Below are 21,373 nucleotides of genomic sequence, written 5' to 3' on the forward strand. Positions count from 1 at the left end.
GCATCGCTTGCACGTTGCGCCCGCCGCAAATTGCCGCCGGAGCGAAGGGCTTGCGAATGCGATAAGCTTCAAGTCTTGTTGAAGGTCAAGGAACCCTTGCCGAAGGTTGCGCATGAACATTGGTGAACTGAGCAAACGCACAGGCCTGTCCACATCACGCATTCGTTTTTATGAGCAAAGCGGCCTGCTGCAAGCGGCTGAGCGTGGCTTGAATGGCTACCGCAGCTATCCGCCTGAGATGGTGCAGATGCTGGAGCTGATTGCGATGGCGCAAGGCGTGGGCTTCAGCCTGGATGAAATTCGTGCACTCTTGCCGCCCGGCCTGCAAGGCTGGGACCATGAGGCCGTCGTGGGCGCGCTGCGCCAAAAAATTGCCGATATCAAGGCCATGGAGAAAAAGCTGCAAACCAGCAAAAAGCAGTTGCAGGCTTTGTTGACCGATATTGAAGCGCGGCCAGACAACATGGATTGCCACGACAACGCACGCCGCGTGCTCTCCCATGTACTGGCCCAGCAATCCGAATCCCTGGCCTCTGAAGCAGCGGCCGAAGAAAAAATGGGCAAGCTCATGCGCACAGGACACAAGAAGCGGGCAAGCGTGGCATAGGCCTGCGCCAGTTTGAAACGCGGCCCTAGCGCCTTGCCAGAGCCTGCACCACCTGCTTTGCAGTCGCTTTGGCCGAACCCGGGTTTTGCCCGGTGATGAGGCGGCCATCGGCCACCACATACGAGATAAAAGGCAGCAAGGCTTTTTGATAGCGCGCACCGCGCATCTTCATCTCCTGCTCGGCGTTGTAGGGCATGGACCGGGCCACTCCGGCCAGGATTTCTTCCGTCCATGAAAAACCCGTGACCCGTTTGCCCGCGACCAGCAAAGAGCCGTCGCTGAGCTGCGTATTGAGCAGGCCGCAGTAGCCGTGGCAAACCGATGCAACGATGCCACTACGCTCCCAGATGCTGCGTGTGATGCGCTGCAGCCCCGCACTATCGGGAAAATCCCACATCACCGCATGCCCTCCCGTGAAGTAGATGGCATCGAAATCGTTCGCGACGATATCGGCAGGTGCCGCAGTGTTCGCCAGCAGGGCCATGCGCGCGGGATCATTGAGCCAGGCTTTGGCCGAAGCATCGAAGAGCGGCCATTGGAGTGCGCGCGGCTCCAGCGGTACGGCGCCACCCAGCGGGCTCACCAGTTGCTGCGGGTACCCTTGCAAAGCAAACACATCCCAGGCATGGGTCAGCTCCGACAACCACAGCCCTGTGGCGTGCGCAGGGTCGTCGTAATGGGCGACATTGGTGACGACATGCAAGACACGTGGCGTACTCATGAAGACTCCTGCGCGATGTGCTTGAGGCCCTGTGCGTAGCTGGTGACAGCAAAGTCGGGAAAGCGGCGCTTGAACTTGGACGAATCAAACACATTGTCGTGTGCGTAGCGTGGCAGCAGTTCACGCAGTTCGCGCACGGGCTTGGAGACCCAGCCAGCAGCCACCATGGCCAGGTGGCTCAGTACCTTGTAGCGCGGCTCAACCCCAAAGGTTGCAGCCGCCAGGTTCACAAAGGCCTGATAGGTCAGCCGCTCGTCCCAGCAAGGCAGATGCCAGGTCTGGCCATACGCATCTTGCGCATTGCCGATGGCTGCCATGGCGCGGCTTGCATCGGGCGTCCAGATCAGGGTGCGCAGCTTGTCGTCACGGACCGGCACTTTGGCCTTCTGGCCCGCCTTGAGCGGGCCGATCACCAGGGTGTTGGTGATGCTTTGGGTTTTGCCGGGGCCGTAGAACTCCGGCGCGCGGGCAATGGCGACGGGGATATCGCCGCGCTGCATCTCGGCCAGCACCATCTCGGCCATCAAGGCGCGCACGCGCCCCTTGCGGCCCACCGGGGCAAAGGCGGTTTCCTCGGTCTGCCGCTGCGCGGTTTGCGGGTACATGTAGGTGTTGTCGAAGTAGACAAATTTGGCACCCGCTGCCCGCGTGGCATCAAGTGCGTTGCGCAGCATGGCAGGAAATTGCCTTTCCCATAATTCGGTGTCTGGTGGCAGGCCGGCGGTGAAGTACACGACCTCGCTGCCACGTACGGCCTCCAGGGTTTGCGCGGAATTCGTCAGGTCGGCGGACACCAGCTCGTCCGTATCGTTCACCTTGCGCGGCTTGCGGCTGACCAGGCGCAGGTTCTGCGTGTAGTTGCGGTGGAGCTCGCGCGCCAGCTCCACCGCGATCTGGCCATTGGCGCCCAAAATGGTTTGCATATCGATCCTTGCAGCATCTTGTGTGATGAGAGGACAAGGAGCTTAAGCTTCAACTTGAGTTGAAGGTCAAGCGGCAAAACTACAGGTCCCTGATATCAGGTCGAAGACAAACCCGCCGGCTCGCTCAGCGGGTGGACTCTTTGGTCGCTCCGGCACAAATGTTGACGCGACAGGCGTTTTCATTCCAGCGTAGTGTCAAGCCGGTGATGGTGCCATCGCATCAACAAGGCACCGAACCGGACCGGGATGAAGCTGATGTTTATTCCGGTCCGCTCACCGGCTCTATTGATTCCTGCTGTCAAGCAGGCATCAATCAGCAAAGTCAACGCCCCCGCATCCCCATCAAAACCTCAATCGTCACCGTCGTCGCGTCGTCATCCGGCCTTTTGCGATGCGCGATGCCCAACGCCCTTGACAGTGCTGGCCGCAGGGGTCGCGTGGTGATGCGGGGGTCAGGCTGCGGTGCGCCGGCCTCGTGGGGCAGCAGCGCGGCGCCGTAGCCCGCCGCCACCAGGCTCTTCATTGCGTCGTTGTAGTTCAGCTCGATCCGTGCCTGCGGCCGGGCGCCGCCTGCGGCGAACCATTCGGCGGTCTGGCGCGACAGCCGGGTGCCACGGTCGTTGGCGATCAGCGGACGGGCCGCAAGCCAGGCGGGCGTGATGTGCCGCGGCGGCTTCCAGGCGGCCGGGATGAAGGCCAGCACCGGGTCCTGGCGCCAGGCCTGCACCTGCAGCCCGCGCAGCACGGGCTGCGGCAAGGCAACGATGCCGATGTCCAGGCTGCCGGCGGCCAGGCGCGCCAGGGCTTCCTCGCTGGTCATCACCGCCACTTGCACGTCGATCTCGGGATGCCGGGTGGCCAGGGTTTCCAGTGCCTGGGGCAAGAGGTGCGCGAGTGCGCCAGTGGAGGCGCCCAGGCGCACGCGGCCCCCGCGCGTGGCGATCTGGCGCTGCACGGTCTGCAGGAGATCGTCGGCCTCGGCCAGGAGCTGGCGCGCCTTGTCTATCAGCAGGCTGCCCGCCGATGTGGCGGTGACGCCGGCCGGTGCGCGGTGCAATAGACGTGTTCCCAGACGCTCTTCGAGCTGCGCCACATGCAGCGTCACCGTGGGCGGCGCCAGGTGCAGCACCTTGGCGGCGGCAGCGAATGAGCCCAGGTCGGCCACCGTCAGCAGGGTGCGCAGACGGTCCAGATTGATTTCGCGCATGGTGCGGTATCCCAGGTTGCCAGCAATTCAGGAATCATGAATCCGTAGTTTGTCAGATTCAACTGGCCTGCATGCGGCAGGCGCTGCACCATGCGCTCCACACCCAATCGGAGCAACCCATGACCTCTCTTGTTTTCATCGATGGCGACCAAGGCACCACCGGCCTGCAGGTGCGCGAATGGCTGGCGGATCGGACCGACCTGCGCCTGCTGCAACTGCCGGCCGACCAGCGCAAAAGCACGGCGCACCGCGCCGAGGCGCTCAACGACTGCGACATCGCCTTGCTGTGCCTGCCGGACGAGGCTGCGCGCGAGGCGGTGGCGCTGGTGCGCCGGCCCGGCGTGCGCGTGATCGATGCGAGTTCTGCGCATCGCACCGCGCCGGGCTGGGTCTATGGCCTGCCGGAACTGGAGGCAGGCCAAGCTGAACGCATCGCCCATGCCCGGCGCGTCAGCAATCCCGGCTGCTATCCGACAGGTGCGCTGGCACTGCTCAGGCCCTTGATCGACGCGGGCCTGCTGCCCCCCGACTACCCGCTGGCCATTCACGCGGTATCGGGCTATTCGGGACGGGGCCGCGCAGGACTGCTGGACCATGAGGGCGCTGCCGCCGCGACTGCCGTGCCCCTGCAGGTCTATGGCCTGGGACTGCACCACAAGCACGTGCCCGAGATCCAGCAGCATGCCGGTCTGGCCCATGCGCCGGTGTTCGTGCCGGCCTATGGCCACTACCGGCAAGGCATCGTGCTGACCATCGCCCTGCATCTGCGGCTGCTGCCCGCTGGTGTGACCGCCCGCAGCCTGCACGCTGCGCTGCAGGCGCGGTATCAGGGCCAGCCCTGCATCGAGTTGCAACCCCTGGAGGAGGACGCCGATGCGCAGCGGCTCGATCCGCGCGCACTCAATGGCAGCAACCGGATGCGGCTCGCGGTGTTCGGACAGCCGCAGGAGCAGCAGGTACTGCTGACCGCCGTGTTCGACAACCTGGGCAAGGGCGCCGCCGGCGCGGCGGTGCAAAACCTTGATCTGATGCTCGGGCTGCAGCCGATGCTCCACGGCTCAACGAATCCGTCGCGCATTCCCCTCCCCCTCTGAGCAAAGGGGCATGCGCACCCTGCCGAGCGCGGCGAGCAGGCCGCCGCCTCGCTGCTGGCGCGCATGGCTCATCCAGGCTGCCCCGCCAGCAATTGCTGGCCAGACCGAAGCTGGTGCTGCGCAAGTCGGCCTGAATCCGGGCGTGCGATCAGCCGGGACTGGTGCCTGCGCCCACCATCTCCCGCACCCAGTCCGGCAACTCGATGGCCTTCTGCCTGGGAAAGTCCACCCAGATCACGGTGCCGCCGCCGGCGGCGCAGATGACGCCGGGCTCGGAAACGCGTTCCATGGTTCCCCAGGTCTCGAAGGTGGTGCGGCCGGGGTCGCTGACGTACATCTTGAGCAGCACCTCGTCGGGATAGGCCAGCTGCTGGTGGAAGTTGCAGAACGCATTGACGATGACCGGCCCCTGCCCGCCCGGCGTAGGCGCCATGCCCGCTTCGACCATCCAGTCGATGCGGGCAGTCTCCAGATAGCGGAAGTACATGGCGTTGTTGACATGGCCCATGGCGTCCATGTCGCCCCAGCGCACTTTGAATCGCATCTCGTGAACCCATTTTTTATATTCTGGAATCTCTATGCGCATGCCTGCAGTCTCCTTGTTGTAGCGCCACCGCAAGGCACCATGCCCCGCAGCCCCCGGTCACTGTGCAGCAGGGCGGATTCCCGCGCTGTCACCTATCAGCAACGACGGGGTCCACGCACGTCATAGAATCCACCGCATTGCGGCATTTGCGCTGCAGCCGAACGAACGTTCGGTCTGCCGACCATCCTGTTTTTCAATATCCAAGCGAGACACCCCGATGACGAACGAAGAAATCCTGGCCCAGTACGGGCCGCGCGAAGCCATGGAATACGACGTGGTGGTGGTTGGCGGCGGCCCCGGCGGCCTGGCCACGGCCATCCGCCTCAAGCAGCTGGCGGCCGAAAAAGGCCAGGATGTCTCCGTCGTCGTGCTGGAAAAGGGCTCCGAGCCCGGTGCCCACATCCTGTCCGGCGCGATCATGGACCCGCGTGCGCTGACCGAGCTGATCCCTGACTGGAAGGAAAAGGGCGCGCCCCTGACCCAGCCCGTCACCGACGACGCCATGGTCTTCCTGGGTGAGAAATCCGCCCTGCGCACGCCCAACTTCCTGCTGCCGGCCTGCTTCCAGAACCATGGCAACTACATCGTTCGCCTGGGCTACGTGGTCAAGTGGCTGGGCGAGCAGGCCGAGGCACTGGGCGTTGAAATCTTCCCGGGCTTTGCTGCCGCCGAGGTGCTCTACAACGACGACGGCTCGGTCAAGGGCGTGGCCACCGGCAACATGGGCATCGGCAAGGACGGCGAGCCCACGGGCGAGTTCCAGCTGGGCATGGAGCTGCACGCCAAGTACACGATCTTTGCCGAAGGCTCCCGCGGCCACCTGGGCAAGCAGATCATTGCCAAGTACCAGCTGGACGCCGGCAAGGACCCGCAAAGCTACGGCCTGGGCATCAAGGAGCTGTGGGAAATCGACCCGGCACGCCACAAGCCCGGCTTCGTGATGCATACGGCCGGCTGGCCCATGGACAGCAAGACCTACGGCGGCGCCTTCCTCTACCACCTGGACGACAGCAAGGTCACGCTGGGCTTCATCACGGGCCTGGACTATGCCAACCCCTACCTGAGCCCCTTCGAGGAATTCCAGCGCTGGAAGACCCATCCCAACATCCGCTACTACCTGGAAGGCGACGAGTCCAAGGGCATCAAGCCGGCCAAGCGCCTGGGCTACGGCGCGCGCGCCATCACGGCCGGCGGCCTGCTGTCCCTGCCCAAGTTCGTGTTCCCGGGCGGCGCGCTCGTGGGCTGCGACGCAGGTTTCCTGAACGTCAGCCGCATCAAGGGCAGCCATGCCGCCATCAAGACCGGCATGCTGGCCGCCGAGGCCGCGTATGACGCCATCGTCGCGGGCCGCCAGGGCGACGAGCTGGGCGCCTATGTAGAGGCCTTCGAGAACAGCTGGCTGTACGAAGAGCTGAACAAGTCGCGCAACTTCAAGGCCTGGTTCAAGAAGGGCCTGACCACGGCCACGCTGATGAACGGCATCGAGCAGTTCGTGCTCAAGGGCAACATCCCCTGGACGCTGCACCGCGACAAGCCCGACCACGCCTACCTGAAGCCTGCTGCCGAGTGCAAGCCCATCGACTACCCCAAGCCCGATGGCAAGCTGACCTTCGACCGACTGTCCAGCGTCTTCATCAGCAACACCAACCACGCCGAAGACCAGCCCGCCCACCTGACGCTCAAGGACGCCTCGGTGCCCGTGGCCATCAACCTGGCCAAGTACGCAGGCCCCGAGCAGCGCTACTGCCCGGCCGGCGTCTATGAGTTCGTGGACGACACGGCCCAGGGCGGCAAGCGCCTGCAGATCAACGCCCAGAACTGCGTGCACTGCAAGACCTGCGACATCAAGGACCCCACGCAGAACATCGTCTGGGTCACGCCCGAAGGCGGCGGCGGGCCGAACTACGCGGGCATGTGATCCGCACGCCACACCGGCCCTCCTCTGAAGCCTGCCCAAGCCTGCTTGTGCAGGCTTTTTCTTTGAGCGCCGTCAAAGCCATGCAGGCCCAGAAAGCATAGAAGGCCATCCGAAAGGCACTTGCACGCAATAAAAATGCACGACAAAGCCAAAAACAAGCCCCTGAAGACGCAAACCTGCACCGCCAAACCTATCCAAGACGCATGAAAAAGTTGCACCTAGGGCATTCCCCGCAGATTTCATGCCAATTTTTAGATACAAACCTATAGGTGAAAACCGGGTCGTCCAAACGCCAAGGCGTACAGGGCGGCTGCAGTAGACTTTGCCGCGAAGCGCCGCGACCGTCCTGTGCGGCCTTCTGCTGAGCAAACAGGAACAACCACAAGCACGTTGGAGATACACGTATGAAGCACTTGTCTTGGGCGCCCCTGGGCGCGCTGGCCCTGGCAATTTCCGCCATTGCGGGCGGCGCCCACGCCGCTGACGAGAAGTCGGTCGCAGTGACCGCCATCGTCGAGCACCCTGCACTCGACGCCGTGCGCGACGGCGTGCAGGCCGCGCTCAAGGAAGCAGGCTACGAAGCCGGCAAGAACCTCAAGTGGCAGTACCAGAGTGCCCAGGGCAACACCGGCACGGCCGCGCAGATCGCACGCAAGTTCGTGGGCGACAAGCCTGACGCCATCGTGGCCATCGCCACGCCCTCGGCCCAGGCCGTGGTCGCATCGACCAAGACCGTGCCCGTGGTGTTCTCCGCCGTGACCGACCCCGTGGCCGCCAAGCTGGTGCCCAGCTGGGAGCCGTCCAAGAACAACGTGACCGGCGTGTCCGACCTGCTGGCCCTGGACAAGCAGATGGATCTGGTCAAGCAGGTCGTGCCTAACGCCAAGCGCGTGGGCATGGTCTACAACCCCGGCGAGGCCAACTCCGCCGTGGTGGTCAAGGAACTCAAGGCCCTGCTGCCCAAGCTGGGCATGACCCTGGTGGAAGCCGCCGCACCCCGTTCCGTGGACGTCAGCAGCGCCGCGCGCAGCCTGGTCGGCAAGGTCGACGTGATCTATACCAACACCGACAACAACGTGGTCTCGGCCTACGAGTCGCTGGTCAAGGTCGGCCAGGACGCCAAGATCCCGCTGGTGGCCTCGGACACCGACTCCGTCAAGCGCGGCGCCGTGGCTGCCCTGGGCATCAACTACCGCGATCTGGGCGAGCAGACCGGCCGCATGGTGGTGCGCATCCTCAAGGGCGAAAAGCCCGGCGACATGAAGACCGAAGTCAGCACCAAGATGGAGCTGTTCGTGAATCCCGGCGCCGCCGAGAAGCAAGGCGTCAAGCTGTCCGACGCGCTGGTCAAGTCGGCCGCCCAGGTGATCAAGTAATACCCGGGGTTTGCCTGCCCGGGACCAACCCGGGCAGTGCGCCCACGGTGGCAGGCGCCATGGCAACATGGCCCTGCCCTTTTTTTAAGTCGTTTTCTGTCCCACGCGCCTGTCGCTCCTCCTATGTCTCTTTTCTCATTGCTCGGTGCCGTCGAGATCGGCCTGATCTTCAGCCTGGTGGCGCTGGGCGTCTTCATCTCGTTCAGATTGCTGCGCTTTCCCGACCTCACGGTGGACGGCAGCTTTCCGCTGGGCGGCGCCGTCTGCGCCATCCTGATTTCCACGGGCACCAATCCCTGGCTGGCCACGCTGGCCGGCACGGCCGCGGGCGCCGTCGCAGGCCTGATCACGGGCTGGCTCAATGTGCGCCTGAAGATCATGGATCTGCTGGCCTCCATCCTGATGATGATCGGCCTGTATTCGGTCAACCTGCGCATCATGGGCGGCCCCAACGTGCCGCTGATCAACGAGACCACGCTGTTCACCCTGCTGCAGCCCGACAGCGTGGCTGACTATGTGATGCGCCCGGTCATCCTGTTCGTGATCGTCGTGATCGCCAAGCTGGGCCTGGACTGGTTCTTCGCCACCGAGCGGGGCCTGGCCATCCGCGCCACGGGCTCCAACGCCCGCATGGCACGCTCGCAGGGCGTGAACACAGGCGCCATGATCCTGCTGGGCATGGCGATCTCCAACGGCCTGGTCGGCCTGGCCGGCGCGCTGTTCGTGCAGACCCAGGGCGGCTCGGACATTTCCATGGGCATCGGCACCATCGTCATCGGCCTGGCTGCCGTGATCGTGGGCGAGTCCATCCTGCCCTCGCGCCGCATCGTCTGGGCCACGCTGGCCGTGGTGGTGGGCGCCATCGTCTACCGCTTCTTCATTGCAGCGGCCCTCAACAGCGATTTCATCGGCCTCAAGGCCCAGGATCTGAACCTCGTCACCGCCCTGCTGGTGACCGTCGCCCTGGTGATCCCCCAACTGAAGCGCAAGTTTGCGCAAAGGAAATGACACCCCCTGAGCGGCTATGCCGCTTCCCCCTCTCTACTCGCTGCGCGAGGGAGGGGAACGACGCCATCGCTGCGGGGCGGCCCTTGCTAGGCGTCCCTGAGTTTGGACCGCGTCAGTTCAAGCACCACGCCTTGAGCGACTGAACGAAGAAATACCGGAGATTGCACTCATGCTGAGCGCACAACAACTCGAAATCACCTTCAACCCCGGCACGCCCATCGAAACGCGGGCGCTGCGCGGCATGTCGCTGGACATTCCCGACGGCCAGTTCGTCACCGTCATCGGCTCCAACGGCGCCGGCAAGTCCACCTTCCTGAACGCCGTCTCGGGCGACCTGTCCGTGGACAAGGGCCGCATCGAGATCGCCGGCCAGGACATGACGCGCCTGCCCGTGTGGGCACGTTCCGAACGCGTGGCCCGCGTCTTCCAGGACCCCATGGCGGGCACCTGCGAGGACCTGACCATCGAGGAAAACATGGCCCTCGCCCAGCGCCGCGGCACCTTCCGCCGCCTGAGCCGCGCCGTCAAGGCCGAGATGCGCGACAACTTCCGCGAGCGCCTGTCCATCCTGGGCCTGGGCCTGGAAAACCGCCTGACCGACCGCATCGGCCTGCTCTCTGGCGGCCAGCGCCAGGCCGTGAGCCTGCTGATGGCGGCGCTGCAGCCTTCGCGCATCCTGCTGCTGGACGAGCACACCGCCGCGCTCGACCCGCGCACGGCCGACTTCGTGCTGCAGCTGACGGCGCGCATCGTCTCCGAGGCCAAGCTCACCACCATGATGGTCACCCACAGCATGCGCCAGGCGCTGGACGTGGGCGAGCGCACGGTGATGCTGCACCAGGGCCAGGTCGTGCTCGACGTCAGCGGCGAGGAACGCGCCCGCATGGACGTGCCCGACCTGCTGCACATGTTCGAGAAGGTACGCGGCGAAAAGCTGGCCGACGACGCACTGCTGCTCGGCTGAGCGCTCCGCACTTCCGGGAACAAGGGGCGCTGCGGCGCCCCTTGTTCATGGGATGGCTAAGGGCTGGCTATACCCACATATCGTTGGGCGCCGTCCTCTCACCGCCTTCCTCCCCGGTGTTCAGCACGCCGCGCGGCTCGATCAGCATGAGGCGGGCTTCCCGCTCGGCGCTGGGCTTGTGCTCCGTGCCTTTGGGGACCACGTAGAGCTCGCCCTGGCGCAGCAGCGCATGGCCATCACGGAAGTCGATGCGCAGCTCGCCATCCAGCACCAGGAAGGCTTCATCCGTTTCGGCATGCGAGTGCCAGATGAACTCGCCCTGCACGCGCACGATCTTGAACTGGTAGTCGTTCATCTCGGCAACGACGCGGGGGCTCCATTGACCGGTGAAGCGGCTGAATTTCTCGGGGAAGTTGATGGCCTCGTAGGGGCGGTTTCCAACGGGGAACGTCATGGGCAGACCTTATGAAAGCGTGTGAAACCTCCATGCTAGGAAGCGCCATCCCTCCGGTCTTGCACGATCGTGCAGCTCAGGCCGCGCCAAGGCGCCTGAGCCAGCGTGCGGGCGGCACGCCATAGGCCATGGCGAACTGGCGCGCCATGTGGCTCTGATCGAAGAAGCCGGCCTGTAGTGCAGCATCGGCCACGGGCTGCCCCGCCAGCAGCAGGCGCCGCACGGTGTCCAGCCGGCGCATGGTCAGGTAGCGGTAGGGGCTGGTGCCGTAGAGCGCGCGGAAGTCACGGCACAGCCGCCAGCGGTCCAGGCCACTGGCCCGAGCCAGGTCCTCCAGGGTCACGCCCTGCTCCAGCGCGTCGTGGATGCAGGCGCGGGCGCGTTCCACGGCCCCCAGGTCGGGCAGGCGCCGGACGTTGCGCCGGCCCGCCACGGCGTCCAGCGCCCATGCCAGGTCGTAGATGGCGTCGTCGCGGGCCAGCGGCTCCAGGTCTTCATCCAGGCCCTGCAGCAGCGGCAGCAGCGCGGCCTTGAGCCGCGGATCGGCAGACAGCCCGCCCTCGACAAAGGGCAAGGGCCTGCCGCCCAGCACCTGCTGGATCAGGGCCGGCTCCACATAGACCATGCGGTAGCGAAAACCTGCGTCGGTGCCCGCGTGGCCGTCATGCAATTCATCGGGATGCAGCACCATGGCACCGCCCGGCAGGCTGTGCCGCTGGCTGCGGCGGTAGGCAAAGCTTTGCACGCCGGACAGCGTCAGGCCCAGTGCATAGGTGTCGTGCCTGTGGGGCGCATAGCCGTGCCCGCCGAAATAGGCCTCGATGCGCTCCAGGCCAGCGCCCAGCTGCGAATGCCGGACCCAGTCGCTGGAGATGCTCGTTTCTGCCATGTGGGTTGGTGGTGAGGGGTGTGCAAAGCAGCCGCAGATGGTAACTGCGGGCCAGTGACCTCAAGGCGAGCAGGCCGGCTGCTCCGCGCCCGGCACGGCCTGGCTTGCCGGTGCGCGGCGCATGCCCGCAGACACCACCCACCCCAGCAGCGCGATAAGTGCAGCACCCCATTCGGCCTGCTGCAGCCCCCGGGCCGTGGCCTCGCGCAGCGCATCGGGCGCCGTGATGCCGGCCAGCGGCGCCGTGGCCACCATGACCAGCAGGGCCAACCCCAGTGCCGCGCCCACTTGCTGGGCCGTGGCCGCAATGCCCGAGGCCACGCCCTGCTGCGCAGCCGCCACGCCCTGGCCGGCCACCACCCACATGGCGGTCCAGCACGCGCCCTGGCCCAGGCTGAGCACCACGAAGCCGGGCACCAGCCAGACATAGCTGCCGCCCAGCGGCAGCGCCCAGGCCATGTAGGCCAGGCCGATGGTGCCTGCGGCCCAGCCCCCCATCAGCACGGCGCGCGGCGTGGAGCGGTGCAGCCAGTGTTCGGCCCAGCGGATGCCCAGCGTGCAGACCGCCGTGGGCAGCAAAAAGGCCATGCCGGCCTGCAGCGGGCTCCAGCCGAAGATCTGCTGGAAGTACAGCGCCAGGAAGTAGTACTGCACGCCAAAGCTGCTCATGAAGATCATGGTCAGCAGCATGGCCGCGCGCAGGCTGGGCACGCGCAGCAGGGACAGCGGCATCAGCGGCGAGGCAATACGCGCCTCGATGCGCCAGAACAGCGCCAACGCCGCGATCGCCACGGCCAGCGTCCCCAGCGTGGCGGCGCTGGCAAAGCCCCATTCAGGGCCTTGCACCAGGGCCGTCACCAGCAGGCTGCTGCCCACGGTCACGCTCAGGCAGCCGGCCAGATCGAAGCCCTGGCCCGGCGCGGCGCGCCCGGTCTGGGCCGAGGGCGGCAGAAAGCGCAGCGCCGCCATGGCACACGGCCAGGCCACGGGCACCAGCACCCACAGCACCCAGTTCCAGCCCAGCGTCTGCGTGAGCACGCCGCCCAGCAGCGCGCCGGCCGCCAGCCCGCCGGCCGACGCCATGCTCCACACGGCCAGGGCGCGGTTGCGCTCGGGCCCTGCCGCATACAAGGTGTTGATCAGCGACAGCGTGGCCGGAAACAGCAGCGCCCCGGCCACGCCCTGCCCTGCGCGGCCCAGCACCAGTTGCCAGGGCTGCGAGGCAAAGCCGCCGACCAGGGAGGCCAGGCCGAACAGCGCCATGCCCGCCACATACATGCGCCGCTTGCCCAGCAGGTCCGCGCAGCGCCCGCCCAGCAGCAGGCAGCCGCCAAAGGCCACGCTGTAGGCACTGACCACCCATTGCAGATGGTGCGCGTCCATCTGCAGCTGCTGGCCCATGGCGTCGAGCGCAACGAAGACGATGGTGGCATCCAGCGCAATCAGCAGCTGGGACAGGGACAGCAGCGCCAGGGCGGCGCGCGGGTGGCGCAGGGCGCCGGGGGAATCGGTCATTGGCATGGCGCCGATCCTAATTAATGCACTTGTGAAGATAAACAGCAGATTTTCATTTTTCTTATGCAAAACTGCATTAATCGAATCTGGAGACATGCCATGGATCTCAACGCCGTGCACCTGCTCATCAAGGTGGCCGAAAGCCGCAGCTTCACCCAGGCCGCCACGCTGCTGGGCACAAGCCAGCCTCGCATCTCGCGCGCCGTGGCCCAGCTGGAAAAGGACCTGGGCACGCGGCTGCTGCACCGCAATACGCGCAGCGTCTCGCTCACGCCTGATGGCTGCGCGCTGGTGGACCGCTGCGCCCCGCTGATCGCCGGGCTGGAAGAGGCGCGCCAGCTGGTCAGCGACCGGCGCTGCGCGCCCAGCGGCGTGCTGCGCATGACGGCGCCGTCCATGCTGGGCCGCATCGTGCTGGTGCCGCTGCTGGGACAGTTGCTGCGCGAGCATCCGCAGCTGCAGATCGACACCAGCTTCACCGACCGCATGGTGGACATGGTGGAGGAAGGCTTTGACGCGGCCGTGCGCATCGGCCCGCTGGCAGACAGCCGCATGATCGCCCGCGCCCTGCCGCCGCTGCGCTGGGTGACCGTGGCCTCGCCCGCCTACCTGGCGGCGCGCGGCACGCCGCAGACGCTGCAGGAGCTGGCGCAGCACAGCTGCATGGCCGTGTACAACCACTACCTGGGCCGGCGCGTGCCCTGGCAGTTCCTGGCCGGCAATGGCGAGATGCTGGACTGGCCGGCGCCGCAGACCGTGACCTTCGACAGCGGCGATCCGCTGGTGGAAGGCTCGCTGGGCGGCCTGGGCGTGGCCCAGGTCATGGAGTTCGCGGTGCGCGAGCACCTGCAGGCGGGCCGGCTGGTGCGGCTGCTGCCCCAGCACGAAGGCCGCGCCCGCGAACTGTCCCTGGTCTACCCGCGCACGCGCCAGGCCTCGCCGCGCATCAAGGCACTGGCCCAGCTGCTGCTGGCGCAGACACAGTGGTAGGCAGGCAGGCGGGCCGCAGACGGCGTGGCGCCATGCACACAGTGGGTTCGGATTCAGTTCCGCTTATGTGGGTGAAGGGGGATTAAACTCCTGCCTTTCCACGATGGCAGCGTTCTCGGACAATCACGCCTTTTCGTGGTGCATGCACCTTGATGGGGCCGCGACACAGCGGCTCTTTTGTTTTTCCTGTTTTGCATTCCTGCCCCCGCGCCGGCCAGCGGCCGCGCGGGATCTGATCCACCAATCGACACATCCATGGCAGCAGACAACTCCAAGAATGCCGCTCCCACCGCGCTCAGGCGCGAACTCAAGGCGCGGCATCTGTCCATGATCGCCATCGGCGGCTCCATCGGCACCGGCCTCTTCGTTGCCTCGGGCGCCACCATCTCGCAGGCCGGCCCTGGCGGCGCCCTGCTGGCCTACATGATCGTGGGCCTGATGGTCTACTTCCTCATGACCAGCCTCGGCGAAATGGCCGCGAATCTTCCCGTCTCGGGCTCGTTCGCCACCTACGGCGCGCGCTATGTGGACGAAGGCTTCGGCTTCGCGCTGGGCTGGAACTACTGGTACAACTGGGCCGTCACCATTGCCGTGGACCTGGTGGCCGCCCAGTTGGTCATGGCCTACTGGTTCCCCGACGGCAACGGCATGCTGTGGAGCGCCCTGTTCCTGGCCATCATGTTCGGCCTCAACGCCATCTCGGTCAAAGGCTTCGGCGAGGCCGAGTACTGGTTCGCCGCCATCAAGGTGACCACCGTCATCCTCTTCATCGGCGTGGGCGTGCTCATGATCCTGGGCATCGTGCGGGGTGGCGCGCCTGAAGGCGTCTGGGGCAACTTTGCCCTGTGGAGCCAAGGCGACGCGCCCTTTGCGGGCGGTTTCTCGGCGCTGATCGGCGTGGCCATGATCGTGGGCTTTTCCTTCCAGGGCACGGAGCTCATCGGCATTGCCGCCGGCGAATCCGAGAACCCCGCCAAGAACGTGCCCCGCGCCGTGCGCCAGGTGTTCTGGCGCATTTTGCTGTTCTACGTCTTCGCCATTCTGGTCATCAGCCTGCTGATCCCCTACACCGATCCGCACCTGCTCAAGAATGATCTGGGCGACATCAGCGTGAGCCCCTTCACCCTGGTCTTCGAGCGCGCGGGCCTGCTGTCGGCCGCAGCCGTGATGAACGCCGTGGTGCTGACCTCGGTGCTGTCGGCCGGCAATTCGGGCATGTACGCCTCCACACGCATGCTCTACACGCTGGCATGCCAGCGCATGGCGCCGCGCATGTTCTCGTACGTCAACAAGCGCGGCGTGCCCACGATGGCCCTGCTGGCCACCACCGTGGTGGCGGCGCTGTGCTTTTTGACCAACATCTTCAGCCCGCAGCTGGTCTACATCTGGCTGCTGAATCTGTCGGGCATGACGGGCTTCATCGCCTGGCTGGGCATTGCCATCAGCCACTACCGCTTTCGCAAGGGCTTCGAGGCCCAGGGCCTGGACCTGAACCAGCTGCCCTACCGCGCATCCTGGTTCCCGTTCGGCCCCATCTTCGCCTTCGTGCTGTGCATGGTGATCACGCTGGGCCAGAACTACGAGGCCTTCATGGCCGACCGCATCGACTGGACCGGCGTGGTCGCCACCTACATCGGCCTGCCGCTGTTCCTGCTGATCTGGGGCGGCTACCGCCTGGTCAAGGGCACGCACATCGTGAAGTACAAGGACATGCAGCTGGGCTCCAACGTCGACTGACGCCCGGCCCGGTCCCCATGAAAAAACAGCCCGCAGATGCGGGCTGTTGGCTTTCAGGCATCGGCCGACCACACGGCCAGCTCGTAGCCGTCCGGATCGGTGAAGTGGAACCTGCGGCCACCCGGGAACGCGAACACCGCGCGGCTGATCACGGCCCCGGCCGCCTCCACGCGGCGCTGCGCTTCGGCCAGATCGTCGGCGTAGAGGATGACCAGCGGGCCGCCGGGCCGCACCTCCTCGCCGGTGGTGAAGCCGCCCGTCAGTCGGCCGTCGCTGAACTCGGTGTAGCTCGGCCCGTAGTCGGTGAAGGTCCAGCCGAAGGCCTCGCCGTAGAACGCCTTGCTGCGTGCGATGTCGGCCACGTTGAACTCGATGTTGTCGATCTGGTGGTTCTTGCCCCTGATGCCCATGTGATGCTCCATTGAATGTCGGTAGGCCGCCATCATCGGCCACGCAGGGGCACGGCATCTTGAACAAAACGGCCAGACGGGCCACTCAATCCAGCAGTTGCTGCAGGGCAGCGCGGGGAGTGATGCCGCACAGCGCCCTCACTTCGCGCGACAGATGCGCCTGGTCCGCATAGCCGGCGTCCGCCGCCAGGGCCGCAAGACCTGCCTGCCGGTCCGACCGCGCCAGGGCCAGCAGGCGCTGAAAGCGCAGCACGCGCTCCAGCGTCTTGGGGCCGTAGCCAAACTGCGCGTGGCACAGGCGGCGCAGGCTGCGCTCCGGCATGTCCAGCTGCGCGCGCATGGCGGCCAGCACACCGGATTCATCCCGCCCGGCTGCAGCCGCCACATTGAACAGCTCCATGGCCTGCCGGTCCGGCGCCGGGGCGTCGCGGCCCATTTGCACCAGTCCATGGATGAACACGGCCTGCCCTGCGCCCGGCTGCGCATCGTTGATGCGTTGCACCCACTCCCGCGCGCGCGGCCCCAGCAGATCGCCCAGTTCCACCGCCTGCCCCACGATCTCGTCCATGGGCAAGCCCAGCCAGGCGCTGGCCGCACCGGGGCCGAAGCGCGCCCCCCATACCTCGGACCCCGGCACCAGCGTGGGCCGCGCAGCCACCCTGTCAGGCCCCACGGCCAGCAGTTGCCCGCCTTTGCAGACGATGTCCACGCAGCCATCGGGCACCACGAGAAAGCCACCGGCATAGTCCGGGGCCACGGTGCTGCTCCACAGGCACTGGAAGTGCGGCTGCAGGGCAGGCGGCGGGGAGTGTTCGCGGTAGGGGGCGGGCAGCGGCGCCTGGCCAGAGGGCATGGACTTCAGACCCCCAGCGGCAGGTCGGCCTTCTTCAGCGTGCGCAGCACAAAGCTGGACTGGCTGTGGCGTATGCCCTTGATCTTGTAGAGCTTCTCGCGCAGCAGGCGCTCGTAGTCGCGCGTGTCCTTGACGACGACGCGCAGCAGGTAGTCATACTCGCCCGAGACCAGATGCGCCTCCACCACCTCGGGAATGGTCGCCAGCATCTCGCCGAATTTCTCCAGCGTGTTGTCCGAATGGCTGTCCAGCGTGACCTGCACCAGCACCGTATCGCCCAGGCCCAGCGCCAGCGGGTTCAGGCGCACGGTATAGCCCTCGATCACCCCCGCCTCTTCCAGCTTCTTGATGCGTGCCCAGCAGGGCGAAGCGCTCAGGCCCACGGCGGCGCCGATTTCCTGCAGGCTGGCGCGCGCGTTGGCCTGCAGGGCGGAAAGAATCTTTCTGTCGAGGATGTCCATGGCCGGCAATCTACTGCAAAACAGGCAGGCGCAGAATAATTTTCTGTAGCAACGCCTGTTTTGAAGAAATAAAGCAGCATTTTCTGAGACCAAACGCGCACACTTGTCTGCATGGGAGCACGCTTACCGGCGCAGCAAAACCATTCACCCAGCCCCGCCGACTACCGCCAGCGCCCGGATGCGTGATCCAGACCAGGAGCCCGTTACAGGCCGCCCCGCTTATCCGCAGCGGGGCGGCCTGTTGCATTGGGGCACCTGGCAGACGACAGACAGCGCTTTCCCGCGATGGCCGCCGGTGCACAATGGCCCCCCGCAAGCCTGCACGGCGGACATATACGGGCGCACGCCACATCAACCAATCGGACCCTTGATCCACACGCAAGACAACCCCACCGAAGGCGGCCGGGGGCACTGGCCAACGGGTGCTGTAGCGCAATGGCTGGTGCAGACCCTGGCGCAAGCCCTGGCAGCTGCAGCGCTTCTGGCACTGCTCACCTGCTTGCTGCCCAACCCACAGGCCGCCCAGGGCATTGCGGTCTTTCCCGGCAGGAGCATGGCGCCGGCCGCGATGCTGCTTTACGCGTACATGGGCTCGGCCCTGGCCATCACGCTGATGAGCCTGATCCTGTGGTGCTGGCTCAGGGAAAGGCTCTACATTCTTTGCGCCGCGCTCCTGGCAGCCGGCTTTGCCTACGCCGCCTTCCGTTACCGGCCCCAAGGCCTGTGGCTGCCCGGCGCCGACCAGCCCCAGCATGCGCTGTCCATCGCCTACTGCAGCTTCTGTGTGGTGGCGACGGTGTTTTTCAGCCAATTGTTCGAGTTCCGTCGCTATTGGATCTGGGCTGCGCACCTCTTCAGCGTGGTGGCCTGGCTGAATGCCATCGCACTGGGCCTGGCACTGTTGGGTGGCTATCCGCAGATCTCGCGTGCCGTGGTGTTCACGGCCCTGGTGTCCACATCGTTCGGTGCGGTCTTCGTGCTGTACCTGCTGGTGGTACGAAGGCAGTGGCAATACCTGCCGGGCGCGCTGGCATTTGCGGTGCCTTCCGCCCTGGGCATCCTGAACCTGCTGAGAACCCAGGGCCTGCTGCCGGATGTGGCGCTGCCATCGGCCCAGATGCTGTGGTTTGCCGGGCGTGTTTCCGAGGCCATCCTGCTGGGAATGGCGGTGACCAACCGCACGCGGGTGGCGGAGCGTGCCCTGCGCAGTGAGCGGATGCAGGCCCTGTCACGCGCCCAGGCTGCCGAGCGCGAGCTGGAATCCAAGGTCCTGCAGCGCACCGCACAACTGCAAACGGCCCAGCAGGCCTTGCAGACCGCCTTGCACAGCGAGCGCAAGATGCGGCTGGAGCAGCGCCAGTTCTTCAACATGATCAACCACGAGTTCCGCACCCCGCTCACCATCGTGGACGGCGCCGCGACCGAGCTGCAGACGTTCCCGACGACGGACGCGGACTCCCTCATCGAGCAGGCGTCGCAGATACGCAGGGCTTCGCGCCGGCTGATGACCCTGGTGGACACCTGCCTGATCAACGACCGGCTGGACGCGGGCGCGTTCCGGCTGCAACTGGAGCAGACGCCATTGGATGAACTCCTGGAGGAGTCTGCAGAGCTCGTCGGCTGGTCCCGGCGGCATCGCCTGAAACTGGATCTGGAACACGGCCCGCAGCAATGGCAATGCGACCCTGTCCTGGTGCGCATCGCCATCTCCAACCTTGTCGGCAACGCCATCAAATATGCCAAGGCGGGCGACATCACCCTGGCCGCCCGCTGCGATGCGTCCGGTGACCTGCTGATTTCCGTCAGCGACCAGGGACCGGGCCTTGCGCCCGAAGCGGCAGGACAGGTTTTCGAGCCCTATGAACGCGCAAGCGCCACCCGGCATGTCAACGGGCATGGTCTGGGCCTGTCCGTGGTGAGGCGCATCGCCAGGCTGCACGCAGGCGACGCGTTCTTCCATCCGGCTGCCGGAGGCGGGGCCTGCTTTGTCATCCGGCTGGGCCGGTTCCTGCCCGGCACGGCAGATGCCCGCCAGGAACGTCCACCAGCGGCAAGGCCGGCCGCCGTGCCGCCGGGCATGCCCGCCTGACGCGGGCAAGGCCGGGGCCTTCGCCGGTGAAGCAGGGCGTGCTCGCGGCGCTCATGGGGCCGCCGCTGCACGGGCCGTCCCGCCCTGCACCACCAGCAGCACGCCACCCAGGATCAAGGCCACGCCGGCCAGGCGCGTCGCATTGACCGGCCGTGCACCCAGGCCCATCAGGCCGAAGTGGTCCACCAGCACCGAGACCACGATCTGCCCCGCCACCACGCAAACCAGGAAGCCGCCTGCGCCCAGTCTGGGCGTGACGGCGGCCGCGCTGGCCACATAGATGGCCCCCAGCACACCGCCTATCCATAGCCACCATGGCCCCACTGCCGCCTGGGCCATGGCCGGAGCGGGCGCGCGCAGCACCCACAGTGCAGGCACCACGACCATGACGCTCACGGCCAGCGAGACCAGCGCGCCCCACAGCGGGTGGCCCAGCAGGCGGCCCACCAAGGCATTGCTGGCGGCCTGGAATGGCAGGATGGCCCCCGCCAGCAGCGCCAGGGCCACGGGAGCAAGGGCGGTGAATGTGCTTTTACCTGTCATGCAGCAAGACCTTTCTTCTTCTGTCAATCGATGCCTGCATGCTCTCGCATCCAGCACGCTGATGGAAATCGTTTGTGTGCACGGTCTATATTCATGGCATGGATGAACTGCGCCGGATCGACCTCAACCTGCTGCTGGCCCTGCACGCCCTGCTGGCCGAAAAACATGTGACGCGCGCGGCCCTGCGGCTGCACAAGAGCCAGCCGGCCATGAGCCATTCGCTGGCGCAGCTGCGCGAGCACCTGGGCGACCCGTTGCTGGTGCGGCGCGGCGGCCGCATGGCGCTGACGGCACGCGCACAAGGCCTGGTGCAACCGCTGGCGGATGCGCTGGGCAGCCTCAACGGCTTGCTGGCACAGGCGGAGTTCGACCCGGCCCACGCACGCGGACGGCTGCGGCTGGCGCTGTCGGACTACGCATCGCGCATCGTGCTGCCGCCGCTGATGCGGCATCTGCGCCAGCACGCACCCGGGCTGGACCTGGCCATCAGCCAGTCCACGCGCGAGGTGATGCTGGCCCAGCTGGCCGATGGCGAACTGGACCTGGCCCTGGGCCCCTTCCCCTACGCACCCGACCTGCCCGAAGGCATCGAGGTGCAGGATCTGTTCCAGGAACAGTTCGTGAGCGTGGCCGACCAGGCCGTGCTGCCGGCACGCGGCGGGCTGTCACTGCCGGACTGGCTGCAGCGCCCGCACGTCATGCTGGCCATGCGGCCCGACGCCAGCGAGGAAATCGAACGGGCGCTTGCCGCCCAAGGCCTGAGCCGCCGCGTAGTGCTGGCCCTGCCCCACTGGAGCGCGGCGCTGGAGGTGCTGGCAGGCACCGACCTCGTGCTGACAGTGGGCAGCCGCGCCATCGGAGACCTGCGCCGCCACAAAACGCTGCGCCGTTTCGCTCCGCCGCTGGAGCTGCCCCGGTTTGCCTACCAGCAGGCCTGGCATGTGCGCAAGCAGGGGGATGCCATGCACCGGTGGCTGCGCAACTCGATGGCGCAGTGCTGCACTGCGCAGGGGCAAACACAGAAGTAA

At 66.3% G+C, this 21,373-nt stretch carries 21 protein-coding genes; 10 read left to right on the top strand and 11 right to left on the bottom strand.

Translation table 11 applies throughout. The annotated features are described in order from the left end of the window. Positions 1-112 precede the first annotated feature (112 nt). Positions 113-607 (top strand): MerR family transcriptional regulator, encoded by a 495-nt coding sequence (locus DACI_RS21695; RefSeq protein ID WP_012206107.1) that lies wholly within the window; start codon positions 113-115, stop codon positions 605-607. 25 nt (positions 608-632) lie between these two features. Here the strand turns inward: DACI_RS21695 and DACI_RS21700 are convergent, their stop codons facing one another. The 3 genes from DACI_RS21700 to DACI_RS21710 form a co-directional block, all read right to left on the bottom strand. After that, positions 633-1,328, bottom strand: a complete 696-nt coding sequence (locus tag DACI_RS21700) for a type 1 glutamine amidotransferase domain-containing protein (protein WP_012206108.1) — start codon at positions 1,326-1,328, stop codon at positions 633-635. Continuing rightward, positions 1,325-2,251, bottom strand: coding sequence for an NAD-dependent epimerase/dehydratase family protein (locus DACI_RS21705; RefSeq protein ID WP_012206109.1), 927 nt, complete (start codon positions 2,249-2,251; stop codon positions 1,325-1,327). The genes DACI_RS21700 and DACI_RS21705 overlap by 4 nt, the downstream gene beginning before the upstream one ends. Before the next feature lie 322 nt (positions 2,252-2,573). Beyond that, entirely contained in the window at positions 2,574-3,458 is an 885-nt protein-coding gene (locus DACI_RS21710) for a LysR family transcriptional regulator (protein WP_012206110.1), read from the bottom strand. Positions 3,459-3,577: 119 nt separating this feature from the next. Between DACI_RS21710 and argC the strand changes: the two genes are divergently transcribed. Further along, positions 3,578-4,552: an N-acetyl-gamma-glutamyl-phosphate reductase gene (gene argC, locus DACI_RS21715; RefSeq protein WP_012206111.1), complete on the top strand. Its 975-nt coding sequence runs from the start codon at positions 3,578-3,580 to the stop codon at positions 4,550-4,552. A 148-nt stretch (positions 4,553-4,700) separates the two neighbouring features. Here the strand turns inward: argC and DACI_RS21720 are convergent, their stop codons facing one another. Further along, entirely contained in the window at positions 4,701-5,138 is a 438-nt protein-coding gene (locus tag DACI_RS21720; RefSeq protein ID WP_043782252.1) for an acyl-CoA thioesterase, read from the bottom strand. 217 nt (positions 5,139-5,355) lie between these two features. On the opposite strand from DACI_RS21720, the gene DACI_RS21725 reads away from it, so the two are divergent. From DACI_RS21725 to DACI_RS21740, 4 genes are all read left to right on the top strand, one after another. Beyond that, a complete protein-coding gene (locus DACI_RS21725) occupies positions 5,356-7,056 on the top strand; it encodes an electron transfer flavoprotein-ubiquinone oxidoreductase (RefSeq protein WP_012206113.1) in 1,701 nt (566 codons plus the stop codon). 404 nt (positions 7,057-7,460) lie between these two features. Beyond that, positions 7,461-8,432, top strand: coding sequence for an ABC transporter substrate-binding protein (locus DACI_RS21730; protein WP_012206114.1), 972 nt, complete (start codon positions 7,461-7,463; stop codon positions 8,430-8,432). 123 nt (positions 8,433-8,555) lie between these two features. Continuing rightward, on the top strand, positions 8,556-9,440 hold the full coding sequence (locus DACI_RS21735; RefSeq protein ID WP_012206115.1) for an ABC transporter permease: 885 nt from the start codon (positions 8,556-8,558) through the stop codon (positions 9,438-9,440). 169 nt (positions 9,441-9,609) lie between these two features. After that, a complete protein-coding gene (locus DACI_RS21740; protein WP_012206116.1) occupies positions 9,610-10,404 on the top strand; it encodes an ABC transporter ATP-binding protein in 795 nt (264 codons plus the stop codon). Between the two features lie 67 nt (positions 10,405-10,471). Here DACI_RS21740 and DACI_RS21745 read toward each other — a convergent pair whose 3' ends face one another. The 3 genes from DACI_RS21745 to DACI_RS21755 form a co-directional block, all read right to left on the bottom strand. After that, positions 10,472-10,858, bottom strand: coding sequence for a cupin domain-containing protein (locus DACI_RS21745; protein ID WP_012206117.1), 387 nt, complete (start codon positions 10,856-10,858; stop codon positions 10,472-10,474). Positions 10,859-10,934: 76 nt separating this feature from the next. After that, positions 10,935-11,747, bottom strand: coding sequence for an AraC family transcriptional regulator (locus DACI_RS21750; RefSeq protein ID WP_012206118.1), 813 nt, complete (start codon positions 11,745-11,747; stop codon positions 10,935-10,937). A 60-nt stretch (positions 11,748-11,807) separates the two neighbouring features. Continuing rightward, complete coding sequence (locus DACI_RS21755; RefSeq protein WP_012206119.1) at positions 11,808-13,268, bottom strand: MFS transporter; 1,461 nt, start codon at positions 13,266-13,268, stop codon at positions 11,808-11,810. Between the two features lie 93 nt (positions 13,269-13,361). Between DACI_RS21755 and DACI_RS21760 the strand changes: the two genes are divergently transcribed. Next, positions 13,362-14,252: a LysR family transcriptional regulator gene (locus tag DACI_RS21760; protein ID WP_012206120.1), complete on the top strand. Its 891-nt coding sequence runs from the start codon at positions 13,362-13,364 to the stop codon at positions 14,250-14,252. 255 nt (positions 14,253-14,507) lie between these two features. Next, entirely contained in the window at positions 14,508-15,989 is a 1,482-nt protein-coding gene (locus DACI_RS21765) for an amino acid permease (protein ID WP_012206121.1), read from the top strand. Positions 15,990-16,042: 53 nt separating this feature from the next. On the opposite strand, the gene DACI_RS21770 is transcribed toward DACI_RS21765, so the two are convergent. From DACI_RS21770 to DACI_RS21780, 3 genes are all read right to left on the bottom strand, one after another. Next, positions 16,043-16,399, bottom strand: coding sequence for a VOC family protein (locus DACI_RS21770; RefSeq protein ID WP_012206122.1), 357 nt, complete (start codon positions 16,397-16,399; stop codon positions 16,043-16,045). Between the two features lie 85 nt (positions 16,400-16,484). Continuing rightward, positions 16,485-17,252, bottom strand: a complete 768-nt coding sequence (locus DACI_RS21775; protein WP_012206123.1) for a DUF6597 domain-containing transcriptional factor — start codon at positions 17,250-17,252, stop codon at positions 16,485-16,487. A gap of 5 nt (positions 17,253-17,257) precedes the next feature. Further along, positions 17,258-17,713 carry an Lrp/AsnC family transcriptional regulator gene (locus DACI_RS21780; protein WP_012206124.1) on the bottom strand — a complete coding sequence of 152 codons (456 nt, stop codon included), beginning with the start codon at positions 17,711-17,713 and terminating at the stop codon, positions 17,258-17,260. Between the two features lie 367 nt (positions 17,714-18,080). Between DACI_RS21780 and DACI_RS21785 the strand changes: the two genes are divergently transcribed. Continuing rightward, on the top strand, positions 18,081-19,802 hold the full coding sequence (locus DACI_RS21785; RefSeq protein ID WP_373785782.1) for a sensor histidine kinase: 1,722 nt from the start codon (positions 18,081-18,083) through the stop codon (positions 19,800-19,802). 51 nt (positions 19,803-19,853) lie between these two features. On the opposite strand, the gene DACI_RS21790 is transcribed toward DACI_RS21785, so the two are convergent. Beyond that, positions 19,854-20,345: a DMT family transporter gene (locus DACI_RS21790; RefSeq protein WP_012206126.1), complete on the bottom strand. Its 492-nt coding sequence runs from the start codon at positions 20,343-20,345 to the stop codon at positions 19,854-19,856. Positions 20,346-20,443: 98 nt separating this feature from the next. On the opposite strand from DACI_RS21790, the gene DACI_RS21795 reads away from it, so the two are divergent. Then, complete coding sequence (locus DACI_RS21795; RefSeq protein ID WP_012206127.1) at positions 20,444-21,373, top strand: LysR family transcriptional regulator; 930 nt, start codon at positions 20,444-20,446, stop codon at positions 21,371-21,373.

It is taken from the genome of Delftia acidovorans SPH-1 (assembly GCF_000018665.1).
Classification (GTDB): domain Bacteria; phylum Pseudomonadota; class Gammaproteobacteria; order Burkholderiales; family Burkholderiaceae_C; genus Comamonas; species Comamonas acidovorans.

What these genes read in the sequence shown, in the direction of transcription:
- DACI_RS21695 (WP_012206107.1), top strand. Translation starts at nt 113, where the DNA reads ATGAACATTGGTGAACTGAGCAAACGCACAGGCCTGTCCACATCACGC.
- DACI_RS21700 (WP_012206108.1), bottom strand. Translation starts at nt 1,328, where the DNA reads ATGAGTACGCCACGTGTCTTGCATGTCGTCACCAATGTCGCCCATTAC.
- DACI_RS21705 (WP_012206109.1), bottom strand. Translation starts at nt 2,251, where the DNA reads ATGCAAACCATTTTGGGCGCCAATGGCCAGATCGCGGTGGAGCTGGCG.
- DACI_RS21710 (WP_012206110.1), bottom strand. Translation starts at nt 3,458, where the DNA reads ATGCGCGAAATCAATCTGGACCGTCTGCGCACCCTGCTGACGGTGGCC.
- argC (WP_012206111.1), top strand. Translation starts at nt 3,578, where the DNA reads ATGACCTCTCTTGTTTTCATCGATGGCGACCAAGGCACCACCGGCCTG.
- DACI_RS21720 (WP_043782252.1), bottom strand. Translation starts at nt 5,138, where the DNA reads ATGCGCATAGAGATTCCAGAATATAAAAAATGGGTTCACGAGATGCGA.
- DACI_RS21725 (WP_012206113.1), top strand. Translation starts at nt 5,356, where the DNA reads ATGACGAACGAAGAAATCCTGGCCCAGTACGGGCCGCGCGAAGCCATG.
- DACI_RS21730 (WP_012206114.1), top strand. Translation starts at nt 7,461, where the DNA reads ATGAAGCACTTGTCTTGGGCGCCCCTGGGCGCGCTGGCCCTGGCAATT.
- DACI_RS21735 (WP_012206115.1), top strand. Translation starts at nt 8,556, where the DNA reads ATGTCTCTTTTCTCATTGCTCGGTGCCGTCGAGATCGGCCTGATCTTC.
- DACI_RS21740 (WP_012206116.1), top strand. Translation starts at nt 9,610, where the DNA reads ATGCTGAGCGCACAACAACTCGAAATCACCTTCAACCCCGGCACGCCC.
- DACI_RS21745 (WP_012206117.1), bottom strand. Translation starts at nt 10,858, where the DNA reads ATGACGTTCCCCGTTGGAAACCGCCCCTACGAGGCCATCAACTTCCCC.
- DACI_RS21750 (WP_012206118.1), bottom strand. Translation starts at nt 11,747, where the DNA reads ATGGCAGAAACGAGCATCTCCAGCGACTGGGTCCGGCATTCGCAGCTG.
- DACI_RS21755 (WP_012206119.1), bottom strand. Translation starts at nt 13,268, where the DNA reads ATGCCAATGACCGATTCCCCCGGCGCCCTGCGCCACCCGCGCGCCGCC.
- DACI_RS21760 (WP_012206120.1), top strand. Translation starts at nt 13,362, where the DNA reads ATGGATCTCAACGCCGTGCACCTGCTCATCAAGGTGGCCGAAAGCCGC.
- DACI_RS21765 (WP_012206121.1), top strand. Translation starts at nt 14,508, where the DNA reads ATGGCAGCAGACAACTCCAAGAATGCCGCTCCCACCGCGCTCAGGCGC.
- DACI_RS21770 (WP_012206122.1), bottom strand. Translation starts at nt 16,399, where the DNA reads ATGGGCATCAGGGGCAAGAACCACCAGATCGACAACATCGAGTTCAAC.
- DACI_RS21775 (WP_012206123.1), bottom strand. Translation starts at nt 17,252, where the DNA reads ATGCCCTCTGGCCAGGCGCCGCTGCCCGCCCCCTACCGCGAACACTCC.
- DACI_RS21780 (WP_012206124.1), bottom strand. Translation starts at nt 17,713, where the DNA reads ATGGACATCCTCGACAGAAAGATTCTTTCCGCCCTGCAGGCCAACGCG.
- DACI_RS21790 (WP_012206126.1), bottom strand. Translation starts at nt 20,345, where the DNA reads ATGACAGGTAAAAGCACATTCACCGCCCTTGCTCCCGTGGCCCTGGCG.
- DACI_RS21795 (WP_012206127.1), top strand. Translation starts at nt 20,444, where the DNA reads ATGGATGAACTGCGCCGGATCGACCTCAACCTGCTGCTGGCCCTGCAC.